12 protein-coding genes are annotated in these 13,949 nt (G+C 66.2%); 6 read left to right on the top strand and 6 right to left on the bottom strand.

Annotated features, from left to right (window positions below; all coding sequences use genetic code 11):
- The first annotated feature begins 238 nt into the window (after window positions 1-238).
- From ettA to malQ, 3 genes are all read left to right on the top strand, one after another.
- Window positions 239-1,921, top strand: a complete 1,683-nt coding sequence (gene ettA / locus HMPREF9006_RS02355) for an energy-dependent translational throttle protein EttA (protein ID WP_009211935.1) — start codon at window positions 239-241, stop codon at window positions 1,919-1,921.
- 361 nt (window positions 1,922-2,282) lie between these two features.
- A complete protein-coding gene (locus tag HMPREF9006_RS02350; protein WP_009211934.1) occupies window positions 2,283-2,567 on the top strand; it encodes a PTS transporter subunit EIIB in 285 nt (94 codons plus the stop codon).
- Window positions 2,568-2,608: 41 nt separating this feature from the next.
- A complete protein-coding gene (gene malQ, locus HMPREF9006_RS02345; RefSeq protein ID WP_034231959.1) occupies window positions 2,609-4,759 on the top strand; it encodes a 4-alpha-glucanotransferase in 2,151 nt (716 codons plus the stop codon).
- A 65-nt stretch (window positions 4,760-4,824) separates the two neighbouring features.
- Here malQ and HMPREF9006_RS02340 read toward each other — a convergent pair whose 3' ends face one another.
- From HMPREF9006_RS02340 to HMPREF9006_RS02325, 4 genes are all read right to left on the bottom strand, one after another.
- Entirely contained in the window at window positions 4,825-5,298 is a 474-nt protein-coding gene (locus HMPREF9006_RS02340; protein WP_034230878.1) for a PTS sugar transporter subunit IIA, read from the bottom strand.
- Entirely contained in the window at window positions 5,295-5,525 is a 231-nt protein-coding gene (locus HMPREF9006_RS02335) for a glucose PTS transporter subunit EIIB (RefSeq protein ID WP_009211931.1), read from the bottom strand. Before HMPREF9006_RS02335 ends, HMPREF9006_RS02340 begins: the two co-directional genes overlap by 4 nt.
- Window positions 5,526-5,632: 107 nt before the next feature.
- Window positions 5,633-6,898 (bottom strand): MFS transporter, encoded by a 1,266-nt coding sequence (locus tag HMPREF9006_RS02330; RefSeq protein WP_009211930.1) that lies wholly within the window; start codon window positions 6,896-6,898, stop codon window positions 5,633-5,635.
- A complete protein-coding gene (locus tag HMPREF9006_RS02325; protein ID WP_009211929.1) occupies window positions 6,895-7,791 on the bottom strand; it encodes an HAD hydrolase family protein in 897 nt (298 codons plus the stop codon). The genes HMPREF9006_RS02330 and HMPREF9006_RS02325 overlap by 4 nt, the downstream gene beginning before the upstream one ends.
- Window positions 7,792-7,944: 153 nt before the next feature.
- Here HMPREF9006_RS02325 and HMPREF9006_RS02320 point away from each other — a divergent pair, with 153 nt between their 5' ends.
- The 3 genes from HMPREF9006_RS02320 to HMPREF9006_RS02310 are packed head-to-tail and all read left to right on the top strand — an operon-like array spanning window position 7,945 to window position 12,064.
- Window positions 7,945-10,377 (top strand): glycoside hydrolase family 3 C-terminal domain-containing protein, encoded by a 2,433-nt coding sequence (locus tag HMPREF9006_RS02320; RefSeq protein WP_009211928.1) that lies wholly within the window; start codon window positions 7,945-7,947, stop codon window positions 10,375-10,377.
- 37 nt (window positions 10,378-10,414) lie between these two features.
- Window positions 10,415-11,023 carry a hypothetical protein gene (locus tag HMPREF9006_RS02315; RefSeq protein ID WP_009211927.1) on the top strand — a complete coding sequence of 203 codons (609 nt, stop codon included), beginning with the start codon at window positions 10,415-10,417 and terminating at the stop codon, window positions 11,021-11,023.
- A 30-nt stretch (window positions 11,024-11,053) separates the two neighbouring features.
- Window positions 11,054-12,064 carry a glycosyltransferase gene (locus tag HMPREF9006_RS02310; protein ID WP_009211926.1) on the top strand — a complete coding sequence of 337 codons (1,011 nt, stop codon included), beginning with the start codon at window positions 11,054-11,056 and terminating at the stop codon, window positions 12,062-12,064.
- A gap of 10 nt (window positions 12,065-12,074) precedes the next feature.
- Here the strand turns inward: HMPREF9006_RS02310 and HMPREF9006_RS02305 are convergent, their stop codons facing one another.
- The gene (locus tag HMPREF9006_RS02305) at window positions 12,075-12,593 is read right to left on the bottom strand and encodes a GNAT family N-acetyltransferase (protein ID WP_009211925.1); all 519 of its coding nucleotides are present in this window, start codon (window positions 12,591-12,593) and stop codon (window positions 12,075-12,077) included.
- Complete coding sequence (locus HMPREF9006_RS02300; RefSeq protein ID WP_034231956.1) at window positions 12,590-13,948, bottom strand: ATP-binding protein; 1,359 nt, start codon at window positions 13,946-13,948, stop codon at window positions 12,590-12,592. The genes HMPREF9006_RS02305 and HMPREF9006_RS02300 overlap by 4 nt, the downstream gene beginning before the upstream one ends.
- Between the last annotated feature and the right edge of the window lies 1 nt (window position 13,949).

Below are 13,949 nucleotides of genomic sequence, written 5' to 3'. Positions count from 1 at the left end.
AGGGACGCGCACACGCTTCTTCAAAAGTTGCAGTAGTTGTTCGTGAATCACTACGCTTGCGTAACCAAGCGCGATGCCAGGAAGTGCGCGGAAGGCGCGATTTTCCCACGTTTTTCCCCTGAGAGAAGGATCACCGGTGCGCCGGGCGTGCTGGTCGGCCCGCAGCCGCGTCCGGGGTCGCTACGATAGGGGAGACACGCGCGCGCTTGCGCGCCCCGAACCACCCGAACGGAGTAACGTGGCGGAGTTTATTTATCAGATGATCAAGGCCCGCAAGGCCGTCGGTGACAAGGTCATCCTCGACGATGTGACCATGAGTTTCTTCCCCGGAGCGAAGATCGGCATGGTCGGCCCCAACGGGGCCGGTAAGTCCTCGATCCTGAAGATTATGGCCGGACTCGACGAGCCCTCCAACGGCGAGGCTCGCCTGACCCCCGGATACTCGGTTGGCATTCTCATGCAGGAGCCGGTTCTGGATGAGTCCAAGACCGTCATCGAGAACGTGCGCCTGGGGGCCGCCGACACCTTCGCCAAGCTCGCCCGTTTCAACGAGATCTCCGAAGAGATGGCCAACCCGGATGCGGACTTCGACGCGCTCATGGAGGAGATGGGCAAGCTCCAGACCGAGATCGACGCCGCAGGCGCATGGGACATTGACTCCCAGCTGGAGCAGGCGATGGACGCGCTGCGCTGTCCTCCCTCGGACCAGCCCGTCTCCGTCCTCTCCGGCGGTGAGCGTCGTCGCGTCGCCCTGTGCAAGCTCCTCATTGAGGCGCCCGACCTGCTCCTGCTCGACGAGCCGACCAACCACCTGGACGCCGAGTCCGTCCTGTGGCTAGAGAAGCACCTGGCCTCCTACCCGGGCGCCGTCATCGCCGTCACCCACGATCGCTACTTCCTGGATCACGTTGCCGGCTGGATCGCCGAGGTTGATCGCGGCCACCTCTACCCCTACGAGGGCAACTACTCCACCTACCTGGAGACCAAGGAGAAGCGTCTGCAGGTTCAGGGGCAAAAGGATGCGAAGCTGGCCAAGCGACTGAAGGAAGAACTCGAGTGGGTCCGCTCCAACGCCAAGGGGCGCCAGGCTAAGTCCAAGGCGCGTCTGGCCCGCTACGAGGAGATGGCCGCCGAGGCGGAGCGCACCCGCAAGCTCGACTTCGAGGAGATTCAGATTCCGCCGGGGCCGCGCCTGGGCAGCGTCGTCATCGAGGCGAAGGACCTGAAGAAGGGCTTTGACGGACGTTCCCTCATCAATGGCCTGTCGTTCTCCCTGCCGCGCAACGGAATCGTCGGCGTTATCGGCCCCAATGGCGTCGGAAAGACGACGCTGTTCAAGACGATTGTCGGTCTCGAGCCCCTCGACGGCGGTGAATTGACGATCGGGGAGACCGTCAAGATCAGCTACGTCGACCAGAGTCGCGCGGGCATCGACCCGGAGAAGACCCTGTGGCAGGTGGTCTCCGACGGCTTGGACTTCATCCAGGTCGGCAACGTCGAGATGCCCTCGCGTGCCTACGTCTCAGCCTTCGGCTTCAAGGGACCGGATCAGCAAAAGCCGGCGGGCGTTCTGTCGGGTGGCGAGCGCAATCGCCTGAACCTTGCGCTGACCCTCAAGCAGGGCGGCAACCTGCTCCTGCTCGACGAGCCCACGAACGATCTGGACGTCGAGACCCTCGGCTCCCTGGAGAACGCGCTCCTTGCGTTCCCTGGCTGCGCCGTCGTCGTCACGCACGATCGCTGGTTCCTGGACCGGGTGGCGACCCACATCCTGGCATGGGAGGGCACGGAGGATCAGCCCGACAACTGGTACTGGTTCGAGGGCAACTTCGAGGCCTACGAGAAGAACAAGGTGGCGCGCCTGGGCGAGGCGGCGGCGAATCCCCACCGTGTCACGCATCGGAAACTGACGCGCGACTGACAGTGGCCACGCGCGGGGGAGGGCCTGAGGGCTCTCCCCCGCGCGCAGCTGCGACGGGTGGGTGGCGCATCGGAGAGTGTCCCACATGGCCGACGCGCCTCCTCGCAGGCCAATCATCGGGAGCCAACGATCGGGCATGCGTGCGCGCGTCTCGTGGGTCCAAGGTCCCGGCGTGTGTGCGCTGCCCTCTTGACAATGGAGCCGTCGAGGACGCTCGTCGGTCAATGGCGAGGAAGTCTACCCTGCATCGTGGGCTTGACAGGCTGGCAACTCGTGTAGTGAAATGCACTTGCCTTTCGCGTAGGTCACATCTACCATGTGACTCGTATCCCAAATTACCGACGGTGCGAAAGGGGCTCCGATGGCGATCGAGCAAGCGCTCATTGACGCGCTGGGAGGACACCTCAACATTGTCGAGGTCGAACCCTGCACGATGCGTATCCGCATCCAGGTGAAGTCTCAACGGGCCGTCGATGAAGCAGCGCTGCGCGTTGACGGCGTCTTGGCTGTCGTGCGCTCCGGAGACGTCGTACAGGTGGTCTGCGGTGAGCCCTCGGATGATATCGCCGGTGCAATGATCTCCACTCTTGATTCCGTGGCCCATGACACGCCAGTGGATGTTCTTCCCCAGCGTGCGCACGCCTAAAATGAAGAGTGTTCTCAGCCCACAACGTAGAAGGCTTTGTCGTGACTCTCCCCGCTCCCGCATCTGACAACATCGAACAGCTGAGGCGGCTCGCCGACGCCAACGGCGTCGCAACCGGCTTCTGGGACTGGTATGGGAATTGGGTGGGCGTCGGCGCCCACACCCTCCTGAAGGTTCTCGGCGCCCTCGGCCTGCCCCTTGACGAATCCTCGAGCACGGCTGACGTTGATGACGCGCTTCGCCTCACCGAGGAACGTCCCTGGCGCAGAACCCTCCCACCGACCATCGTCGCCCGACAGGGCGGAGGCTACGAGTTCCCCGTGCACGTCCCGGACGGCTCCTGGGTGAACGTCCAATGGGTCCTCGAGGATGGCCGCAAGGGATTCTGCGAGCAGCTCGACCGCTACGTCCCGCCGCGTATGATTGACGGGCGGATGATCGGCCGCGCCACATTCGACGTGCCGCACTGGCTGCCGCTCGGGTGGCACCGCCTCGTCGCCACCGTCGAGGGAGGACACGTCGAGTCGGCGACGCTCATCATCGTCCCCCATGCCCTGTCTGTGCCCCTCCTGGAATCCCCGCGCCGTGCCTGGGGTGTTAATGCTCAGCTGTACTCAACGCGGTCGACCGGCTCGTGGGGGATCGGTGACGCCTCCGACCTTGCCGACCTCGCCGCCGTGTGTGCCGACCGGGGCGCCGACTTCCTCCTCATCAACCCCGTTCACGCCTCCCAGCCTGTCTCACCCGTCGAAACCTCGCCCTACCTGCCGGTGTCGCGTCGCTGGCTCAACCCGATCTACATCCGCCCGGAGGATATCGATGAGTACGGTGCCCTGCCCGAGGCATCACGGGCAGCCATCGAGGAGTTGCGTCAGGAGACCCGACAGTTCGCGACCCGCGAGGACCTCATCGACAGGGATCGTTCGTGGGAAGCCAAGCGTAAGGCGCTCGAGCTGATCTTTGCTCAGCCGCGCTCCTACCATCGCGAGTCCCAGCTCCAGCACTTCGTGGAGAACGGCGGAACGGAGCTGTCCAACTACGCGCTGTGGTGTGCCCTCGTGGAACGCGAGGGAAGCATCGAGCTGCCCGAGGACCTGTCCCGTTCGTCGGCACCCCGCGTTGAGCTCGAACGGCTTGAGCTCGCCGATCGAGTCGACTTCTATGAGTGGTGCCAGTGGGTTGCTGCCCAGCAGCTGGAGGGCGCCCAGCAGGTCGCGCGCGAGGTCGGCATGGAGATCGGCATTATGGCTGACCTGGCGGTGGGAGTCCACGGCTTTGGGTCGGAGAAGTGGAGCCGACCCGAGCTCTTCGCCTCCGGTATGTGCGTGGGTGCTCCGCCGGACGTCTACTCGCAGCAGGGGCAGAACTGGTCCCAGCCGCCGTGGTCGCCGCGCAGCCTCGCCGAGTCGGGCTACCTGCCCCTGCGTGACATGGTGCGCGCTGCCCTGGCGAACGCGGGCGCCGTCAGGATCGACCACATTCTTGGGATGTTCCGGCTGTGGTGGATTCCGGACGGCTGTGGCGCCACCGAGGGAACCTACGTGTACTACGACCACGAGGCGATGATGGGCGTGATCCTCCTGGAAGCCCAGCGCGCCGGGGCCGTGGTCATCGGTGAAGACCTGGGCGTCGTCGAGCCGTGGGTACGCGACTACCTGCGCGAGCGCGGCGTGCTGGGTACCTCCGTGGTCTGGTTCGAGAAGGACGGGGGCGGGTGGCCGCTGCGTCCTGAACATTACCGTGACCGTGCGCTCGCCGCCGTCAATATTCACGACCTGCCGCCAACATTGGGCTACATTCGAGGCATCCAGACCACCCTGCGCTCGGAGCTGGGCCTGCTGACCGACGACATCGACACCGTTCGTTCCTCGGATCGACTCGAACTTGAACGGGTTGTCGCCCGTCTTCACGAGTACGGCTGCATCGACGGCGCCGAGCCCAGCGAGCGCGAGATCGTCGAGGGGCTGTATCGCTACGTCGCCCGAACGCCGTCGAAGCTGGTCGTTGCTTCCCTCGTTGACGCGGTGGGGGACGTGCGTCCGCAGAACATGCCGGGAACGGGCGCCGACCTGTACCCGAACTGGTGCGTGCCGCTGTGCGATTCGGACGGCGAAGAGGTCGGAACCGAGGACCTGTCCTCCAACGAGCGCCTGACCTCACTGTTCGCTCTGCTGCGCGAGTCGGTGCGATAATCCGTCGTGCAACAGTTGAGCCCCGCGGCGATCATTCCGCGGGGCTCGACCGCATGGTTTCGACGCTATTGGAGTGCGGCAACCTCGAAGAGGGGGTCGAGCACGGTGCAGCGTGCGGGCAGATCATCCGGACCGTGGAGGAGTGCGGTCTCATGCCCACTGATGACGATCAACGGGACGTACACGCACAGCCGAGCCGCGCGAGCGGGCATGAGATCCCAGTGGATGAGCGGATCTCCGGCGGCGACGATCTCGCCCTCGTCGACGAGCGCGGCAAAGCCCTTACCGCGCAGATTCACGGTGTCGATTCCCAGGTGAACGAGAATTGACGCGCCGCCCGTCGACGTGACAATGGCGGCGTGCGGCTTGAGCTTGGTAACGACGCCGTTGATGGGGGAATGGACGGTGAGACACCGAGCCTGTGAGGAAGGCTCAAGGGCAAGGCCCGGTCCGACGACACCGCTGGCGAACACAGGGTCGGGCACGCCGGACAGCGGCAGGACGCGCGCCGCGAAGGGCGCGCGGACAACCACGCTCACCGAGTCTCGTTCATGGCCGCGACGATGTCTTCGGAATCGGGGCCCATGACGACCTGAACGGCGTCGCCAACGATGACGACGTCGAAAGCGCCTGCGGCCCGCAGCTGCGCCTCGTCAACGAGATCGGTGTTGGCGCAATCGAGGCGGATGCGCGTGATGCAGGCCTCGAGATTGGAGATGTTGTCCCACCCACCCAGGGCGTCAACGATGGTCGTTGCGGTGCTCATGGCGTCCTCCTTGGCTCGATCACCGAAACAGGTGCGGTTTTCCTCACACTTATGGTAACGCCTGCGATGCCTCGGCGACACGATTGCGAGATCGGGAGCGCGTCACATTATGAGATCCCGGGAACGAGGCTGGCGCCCCGGATGCGTGCCGCGGGTGTGAAACCCATGGCGACCCCCGACGCAACGGCCACCGCGATGACGACGTACATCGCGGCTTCCACCCCCACCCACGTCGCGAGCGTACCCGAGGCGAACGCTCCCAGTGGCATCACTCCCCACACCGCGAAGCGGAACGTCGCGTTCATGCGACCCAGCATGGCGGTGGGACACACCTCCTGACGCAGGCTCATCTGCGTCACGTTGTAGATCGTCTGGAAGTACGAGGAGACGACCCCGGCCCCCGCGATCACCCACGGAGCCAAGCCGGGAAAATGGACGGCTGCCGGCTGGAACACCAGAACCGTGACCCCGGCGATGTTGGTGATGACAATGGATCGACCGATCCCGAGCCGGTTGATCCACGCCGAGCGTGTGAGCGCTCCGAGGAGCCCCCCGAGCGCGCCGACACTCAGCACGATGCCCAGCCCGGTGGCGCTCATGCCCAGCGTGCGCAGCACGAGAACGGGCAGGAGCACGTTGATCCCCGCCGCGGCACAGGCGGCGCACGCGATGCACGAAAAGAGCGGAAAAAGCAGGCGGTGGCCGCGCACGAAGGCCACCCCCTCACGGATCTGGGTGCCCAGGGAGGACGTGGGACGCAGGCGCTCACTCTCGGGGGTGCGAATCCGCCAGATCGCCCACGTTGAGAACGCGTAGGTCGATGCGGTCAGCAGGTAGGCCAGGGGAGGGGCAACGACGCCGAGGAGCCAGCCGCCCAGGCCGGGGCCACCCGCACGCCCAACCTGAAAAGAGATCTCGAGGCGACCGTTGGCCGCCCCGATGTAGCGCTTGGAGGCCACTTCCGGAACGTAGGACTGGTAGGCCACGTCGAAGAAGACCGTGGAGAGGCCAAGCAGGCCGGCGACGAGCATCAGGTGGGTGAGAGTCAGCGAAAAACACGCGTAGGCGAGCGGAACCGAGACGAGGGCGGCGATGCGCGCGAGGTTGGCGCTGATCATGACGCGGCGCTTCGACCACCTGTCAACCCAGGCGCCCGCCGGGAGGCCGACAAGCAGGAACGCCAGGGTCTGCACGGCCGCGAGGGCGCCGACCTGCGACTCGCTCGCGTGAAGCATCGTAATCGCGATGGCCGAGGTGGCCAGCGTCCCCACCTGGAAACCGACCTGCGCGGCGCTCTGTCCCGCCCACAGGTGCATGAACGCCGAGTTGCGAGTCAGGGGGTGGCCAAGCCACTGGCGAATCGCGCCGCTCACCCGCGGCCACCGGATTGGGCCTGCCCGCGCGGGTCGGCTCCCGCCAGGGCGGTGGCCAACCCCCAGGCCAGGCCGCCAGCGTCAACCGACGGAGCGATGATGTCAGCGACCTCGACGAGCGCCTCGCACCCCGAGCCAATGCTGACACCGATCCCCGCCGCGGCCACGGCCTCCACGTCGTTGTTCGAATCACCGATCGCGACACTTCGCGACAATGGGATCCCCACGTGCTCGCACACCGCGCGGATGCCGACGGCCTTCGACAGGTGCGAGGGAAGAACCTCGATGGGCACGTAGCCGCCCGCGCCCACCGACCCGATGATCGCTCGGTAGCCTGTGGGCAGTGCCTCCTGCACGGCATCGAGCACAGCACCGGCGGGCGGAACATACGCCGTCACCTTCGTGAAGGACCCCGAGCCAATGTCCGTGATGAAGGGGCAGATCGATTCCGCGTACTCCGCCCAGTCTCCCGGTTCGATACCCGCCCCGGCAACAAAGAAATCCAAGTATCCCTCGCACGGCCCCATCTGATCAGGCCCCTGCCATATGTAGAAGGCATCCAGGTCCTCCCACAGGCGGCTCAGCGCGTCGATGTCGCCTCGAGGCATTCGCTCATCAAGCAGCACGCTCTGCCCGACGGCCGCGTAGCCTCCCGCTCCACCGACCAATCCTTCGAAGCCCAACTCCCAGAAGCGGGGGTACACCTCCGGCACAGATCGCCCCGTGCACGCGAACAGGCGGTGGCCGCGCTCGCGCACCTCCCGCAGCGCCCTGACCCCCGAGGAGGGAACCCGCTGACGCGAGTCGCACACGGTCCCATCAATGTCGACGAAGACCGCGTAGGGGCAGACGGCTGCGCGACCATCAAGCACGCGCTGTGATAGCACACTCATCTCCTCATCCTACCGCCACGCCCGCCACCGCCACCGCGCAGAACAGGGGCCGCAAACGACAGATCATGCGCCCACCCCTCCCGTCAACGAGTGCCTTGCCCACAATGGAAGCAACGACCCAATCGGCGAGGGAGCGAAAGGCAGTTCACACCCATGACACCCACACCGGTCACCGACGCCCGCAGCCTCTCGCTCGTGCAAGCCGCCGCCCTGGCGTCCGGAGCGAGCCAGTGGGACTCCCGGCAGATCCCCAGTGCCGGCATCCCATCCTTCGTCATGAGCGACGGCCCCCACGGGGTGCGCCGACAGCTCGGAGACGGAGACCACCTCGGCATCGCCGCCTCCGAGAAGGCCACGTGTTTTCCCACCGCCTCCGCCCTCGCCGCGACCTGGGATCCGGAGCTCGCCCGCCTGATGGGGCAGGCCCTCGGCCTCGAGGCCCGCTCCCTCGGCGTGCACGTCCTCCTTGGTCCGGGACTCAACGTCAAGCGCTCCCCCCTGTGTGGACGCAACTTCGAGTACTTCTCCGAGGACCCCTTCCTCGCCGGAACCATGGGAGCGGCCCTCGTGCAGGGAATACAATCCATGGGAACAGCGGCATGCCCCAAGCACTTCGCCGTCAACTCCCAGGAGCTGCGCCGCATGGCCTCGGACTCCATCGTCGACGAACGGACGATGCGCGAAATCTACCTCACCGCCTTCGAGATCGTGTGCCGCAGTGCCCACCCGCGCGCCATCATGAGTTCCTACAACCTCGTCAACGGCACCTACGCCCACGAGAACGCCCACCTGCTGACCGACATCTTGCGCGCGGAGTGGGGCTTTGACGGCCTGGTCATCTCCGACTGGGGAGGATCCAACGATGCCGTCGCAGCGGTGCGCGCCGGAGGCAGCCTCGAGATGCCCGGACCCGGCCTGTACGGGGCGCGCCAGATCGTCGCGGCCGTCGCCGAGGGACGCCTCGACGAGGCCGACGTCTACGCTCGCGCCCAGGAGGTCGTGGACATGGCCCTCGCCGCTACACAGCAGCCCGACGCCCGGCCCTACGACGAAGACGAACACCACGAACTCGCCACGCGCGTCGCCGCCGAGTCCATCACGCTCCTGCGCAACGAGGGGGGCCTGCTTCCGCTGGGAGCGGGGACTCGGGTTGCCCTCATCGGCGATATGGCCGAGACCCCTCGATACCAGGGAGCAGGTTCCTCGCAGGTCAATCCCACGCGCCTCGACCGCGCCCACGACCTCCTGGCTGATGGCGGAACGCGCGCCCGAGGCCTCGTCCTAGAGGGCTACGCCCCCGGATACGCCCGTCACGGCGGCACCACCGACGCGCTCCTGGCCGAGGCCAGCGACGTGGCCGCGCGCGCAGACGTCGCCCTCGTCTACGTCGGCCTCGACGAGCTCGCCGAATCCGAGGGCCTGGACCGGCCCCACATGCGCTTACCCGACGGACAGGCCGAACTCATCGAGGCGGTTGTCCGCGCCAACCCGAAGACCGTGATCATCCTGTCGGGAGGAGCCAGCGTGGAGATGCCCTGGGCCGAGCGGGTTCCCGCCCTGGTGCACGCCCACCTGGGCGGCCAGGGTGGCGCGGGCGCGGTGCTCGACGTTCTCACCGGCGCCGTCAACCCCTCGGGGCGCCTGGCCGAGACCTACGCCCGCGCCTACGACGATCACCCGAGCGCCGCCTGGTATCCGGCCACCGGCCCCCTCTCCCTCTACCGCGAGGGACCCTACGTGGGATACAGGTACTTCACATCCGCCCGGGTGGACGTCGCCTACCCCTTCGGCTACGGCCTGTCGTACTCGACCTTCGAGTACTCCGACCTCACCGTCGACAAAGACGGGGCATCGCTGACTGTCACGAACTCCTCGACCGTCGACGGGACGGAGGTCGTCCAGCTCTACGTGAGCTCGCCGGGTGGGGTCGTCGGCCCCGTTCGCGAACTCAAAGGCTTCGCCAAAGTCCGGGTGCGTGCGGGGTGCTCCCAGAGAGTGTCCATACCCTTCGACCGCTACACGTTCCGCCACTGGGAAACCTCGCGTTCGGCCTGGGAGACGGAAGGGGGAACCTGGACCATCTGGGTGGGCCCCAACGTGGAAGACACGCCGCTGAGCGCCACACTCGACATCGAAGGAGCCACTCCCGGCCCGATCGACCCCGCCCTCGGTCACTACATCAACGCCGACGTGGCGGGGGCCACGATGGGTGAGTTCGCCGTCCTGTTGGGCCGCACCGTCCCCACGGCGCACCCGTCTGATCAGCTGAGCGCCAGCGATCCCCTGTCCGACATGGTGCGCGCCCGCAGCGGGCTCGCCCGTTTCGTCGCCCGCAGGCTCGTGGCGATGAAGGCCAAGGCTGACGCGAGTGGGCACCCGGACCTGAACATCCTCTTCGTCCTCAATATGCCCTTCCGGGCGATCGCCAAGATGAGCGCGGGCGCGGTGAGCGCGGACATGGTCGCCTCCATACTCGACGCCGTCAACGGCCACCCGATCCGGGGGCTGGCCCGCGCTCTCGTCGGCTACGTCGCCAATGCGCGAGCCGACAGGGCAACGCAACGACAGATCGACCGGCGTCGGTGACCCGGCGCCCACGACAGCAACGCGACAAGGAGCACTCATGCAGGCGCGCACGCACTGGTGGAAGAAGTTCGAGGACAAGCACCGCACCGTCGCACAGTTCATCGTCTTCTTCATACTCTCCAACGGCATCACCGTCCTCCAGCTGGTCCTCATGCCGGCCTTCAAGGCGGCTTTTGCCCACACGGGCCTCGTGGACACGGCCCTGCAGTTCCTGCCGGTGGGGTTCTCCCACGGACACACCGTCTACCTCTTCGACTACCCCTCCGGAGCCCTTGCGGCCGGGGGAGGGGGAGGAGTCGCATACTTCCTGGCCGTGGAGATCACGCTCCTCATCGCCCAGGTCATCAACTTCTTCGCCCAGCGTTCGGTGACCTTCAGATCCAACTCTTCCGTCCTCGTGGCGGCCTTCTGGTACGCGATTGCCTACGTTCTCATCACCGTGGCGGCGGCCGCGCTGCAGGTGCTGTACAAGGACCCCATCTACGCCTGGTCGATTGACGTGCTGGGCGCGGGGGGAGAAACAGTGGCCGACGTGATCACGATGATCATCAACGCCGCCGTCTCCTTCTGGGTGTTCTTCCCGATCTTCAAAGTGATCTTCAAACAGAAACCCGAGGAGGACGCGCAGGTTGGCGGCGGGCAGTAGACTACGGGGAGACTATCGAGAGGAGACCCCGTGAGCACGCCACTGCTGACCGTGATCGTTCCCGCATACAACTCTGAGGACTACCTCGATCGCGCGTTGACGACGCTGGTGGGGTACGGCGACGAGTTGGAGGCGATCATCGTCAACGACGGTTCCAAGGACCGCACGGCGGAGATTGCTGACGACTGGGCGGCACGATACCCCTCCGTGAGAGTCATTCACCAGGAGAACAAGGGACACGGCGGGGCAGTGAATGCGGGTTTGGCGGCTGCCACCGGCACGCACGTGCGCGTCGTGGATTCGGATGACTGGTTGGACCGGCGCGCGGCAAACGCCGTGCTGGACGTGCTCCGCGAGGAACGGGAGGCGGGGCGAGACCTGGACCTCCTCGTGACCAACTACGTCTACGAGAAGCAGGGGAAAGCTCACAAGGTCACGATCCGCTACCGCAATGTCCTGCCGCGTGGGCGCACCTTCGGGTGGGACGAACTCGGGCGCTGCCGCTACGACCAGTACCTCATGATGCACGCGCTCACGATGCGCACCGACGTTGTGCGCAGCTCGGGCTTGGTGATGCCGGAGCACACCTTCTACGTGGACTACCTGTATTCCTTCGTTCCCCTTCCCTACGTGCGCACCATCAGGTACCTGGACGTTGACCTCTACCGCTACTTCATCGGTCGAGACGACCAGTCCGTCAACGAAAAAGTGATGATCACGAGGCTGGACCAGCTGGCCCGGGTCAATCGAGCGATGACCGAGGCACTGCCGGCGCGGGCCGATGTGGAGGACAAGCTGTGGCGATACATGGTGCACTACCTGCGCATCAACGCCGTCGTGTGCTCCGTCATGGCCCAGCTCTCGGGAACCCCCGAACACCTCGCGCTCAAGGAAGAGATCTGGGAGACGATGGACGACATCAACTCGGAGGCCACCGAGCGCCTGCGCAAGGACCTTCTCGCAGGGCTGGTGCGCCACGCCTCGCCCGCAGTCGTGCGCGGGGGCTACAGGGCTGCGGGATTCGTCCTCGGCTTCAACTGACAGTCGGCCGCTACCCCTGGGTGAGCGCCATCGCCGTGCGATGGAGGCTCACACGCTTGCCGATGAGGGGGAACTCCACGCCCTCTTCGCGCCCCTGCCACGTGAATCCGAGCTTGTGCGCGACCCGGCGCGAGGCCTCGTTGCCCTCGAAGTAGGACAGAGTCAGCGTCGCGTAGCCCAGGTGGGCGGCGCGGTCCACGATCGCCCGCCCGGCCTCGGTGGCGTAGCCATTGCCCCAGTAGGGGCGGCCGGTCCAGTAGCCAAGGTCGGCGACGTTGCGTTGATCCGCTGCCTTCATGCGTAGCGCGATGGCGCCCACCAGCTCGTTGCTCTCGCGCAGTGTCACCGCGTAGCTTTCGGGGGCTGCCAACACGGTGGAGAGGCCGTCGTAGGCGTCGTCAATGCGCGTGTAGGGCCGCCAACCGCACGCCATGCCGATGCGCGGTTCCTTCGCCAGCTCATAGAGAGCGGGCGCGTCACTGCGGTTCCACGGACGCAAGCGGAGCCGCTCGGTGTCGATGATTGTCACTGTTCCTCCAAAAGCGTTGTCGAGGGCAGCAGAACCGTCAGAGTGAACCAGTGATCGCGTGCCCGGGTGACGGCTTGTCCGCCGTACTTGCGTGCCGTCCATTGTATCGACTTCACGCCCCATCCGTGACGCATGGCGTCGGCCTTGATCGTCGTGAGGCGCCCGCCGGCGTCGACGTGCAGCTGACCGTCGAACCAGTTATCGACCCGGAGCACGAGCATTCGTCCGCGCCGAAACAGAGCCAGTTTGATGAGGCGCTTGCTCGGCTCACCGACCCTGCGCGACGCTTCGATCGCGTTGTCAAGGGCATTGCCGAAGAGCGTGGCGATGTCCATCGAGGACATGCCCGTCAGGAGGGATCCGTCGGCGACCGCGGTGAAGGTGATGCCCTCGGCGCTGCACACCTTCCCCTTTGCCGTCAGGATGACGTCCAGGACCGGGTGCCCGCTGTGGTAGTGCTGGCCGATCTGCGCGATCTGGGACTCAAGTTCCTCGAAGGAGGCAGCCGCCCGCCCCGGGTCCAGCTCGGCTCGGATCGCGGCCACCTGGTGTTTGAGGTCGTGGTGGGCGCGGGCCACCTGCTCCATGTCCGCCTTGGCCAACAGGTACTGGCGGTGCTGGGCCTCCAGCGACGACTGGATCGATGCGAGCTCGCGTTGCGTCTCGCTCTGCTGGATGCGCTCGTACTGCGCGAAGAGGATCGCGTAGCCGCCCAGGTCGACGAGCGTGCGGATGTAGAAGACCTCCAGACCCGCGCGTCCCGAGAAGGGTGTCGCCGTCGAGACGAAGCTGAGGTTTGACAGGGCGAAGATGGCGACCCCGACGACGAGCGTGGCTGCCAGCTCGCCGCGCGTGAGGGGCGCCGACAAGCCCTGGCGTAGGACCCGTCGCTCGCAGTAGTAGACGATCCCCAGGCACGCCGAGGCTAGAGCGATGAAACCGCCGAGAGATTCGGGGCGCCAATACTCACGATCAGCGTGGAAGAAGACCACGACCTGCCACGCGAGCGACGCCGCCAATTCGGCGACGATGAACGCGCGTACACTCACGTGCGTCACCCACCGCCACGGCGCTCCCGTCCCCGCCTCGATCATGCCCCACAGGAGAAGGAACGCGAGCCCCATGCCGGGAATCCACAGGCTCAGGGGAGAGTGGCCGAGGAACTCCTGAGTGACGACGAAGGCGACAAGCCCGCCCGCTGCCGTGACAGCGATACGCCACCGGGGCATCGAACGCGATGGAGCGAGGTCGTGTGGGCAGGAGGCGCGTGCGATGGCGAGCACGTACACGAGGCCAGCGCCCCACTCGGCCAGCGCTGTGAAGAGTCGGGGAATGTCGGGCAGCGACTCGAACACG

The organism is Actinomyces sp. oral taxon 180 str. F0310, assembly GCF_000185285.1.
Taxonomy (GTDB): Bacteria; Actinomycetota; Actinomycetes; order Actinomycetales; family Actinomycetaceae; genus Pauljensenia.
This window is presented reverse-complemented; position numbering and strand designations above follow the sequence as displayed.

Coding starts and splice junctions, on each gene's coding strand:
- HMPREF9006_RS02350 (WP_009211934.1), top strand. CDS start 2,283: ATGGCGATCGAGCAAGCGCTCATTGACGCGCTGGGAGGACACCTCAAC.
- HMPREF9006_RS02335 (WP_009211931.1), bottom strand. CDS start 5,525: ATGAGCACCGCAACGACCATCGTTGACGCCCTGGGTGGGTGGGACAAC.
- HMPREF9006_RS02325 (WP_009211929.1), bottom strand. CDS start 7,791: ATGAGTGTGCTATCACAGCGCGTGCTTGATGGTCGCGCAGCCGTCTGC.
- HMPREF9006_RS02320 (WP_009211928.1), top strand. CDS start 7,945: ATGACACCCACACCGGTCACCGACGCCCGCAGCCTCTCGCTCGTGCAA.
- HMPREF9006_RS02315 (WP_009211927.1), top strand. CDS start 10,415: ATGCAGGCGCGCACGCACTGGTGGAAGAAGTTCGAGGACAAGCACCGC.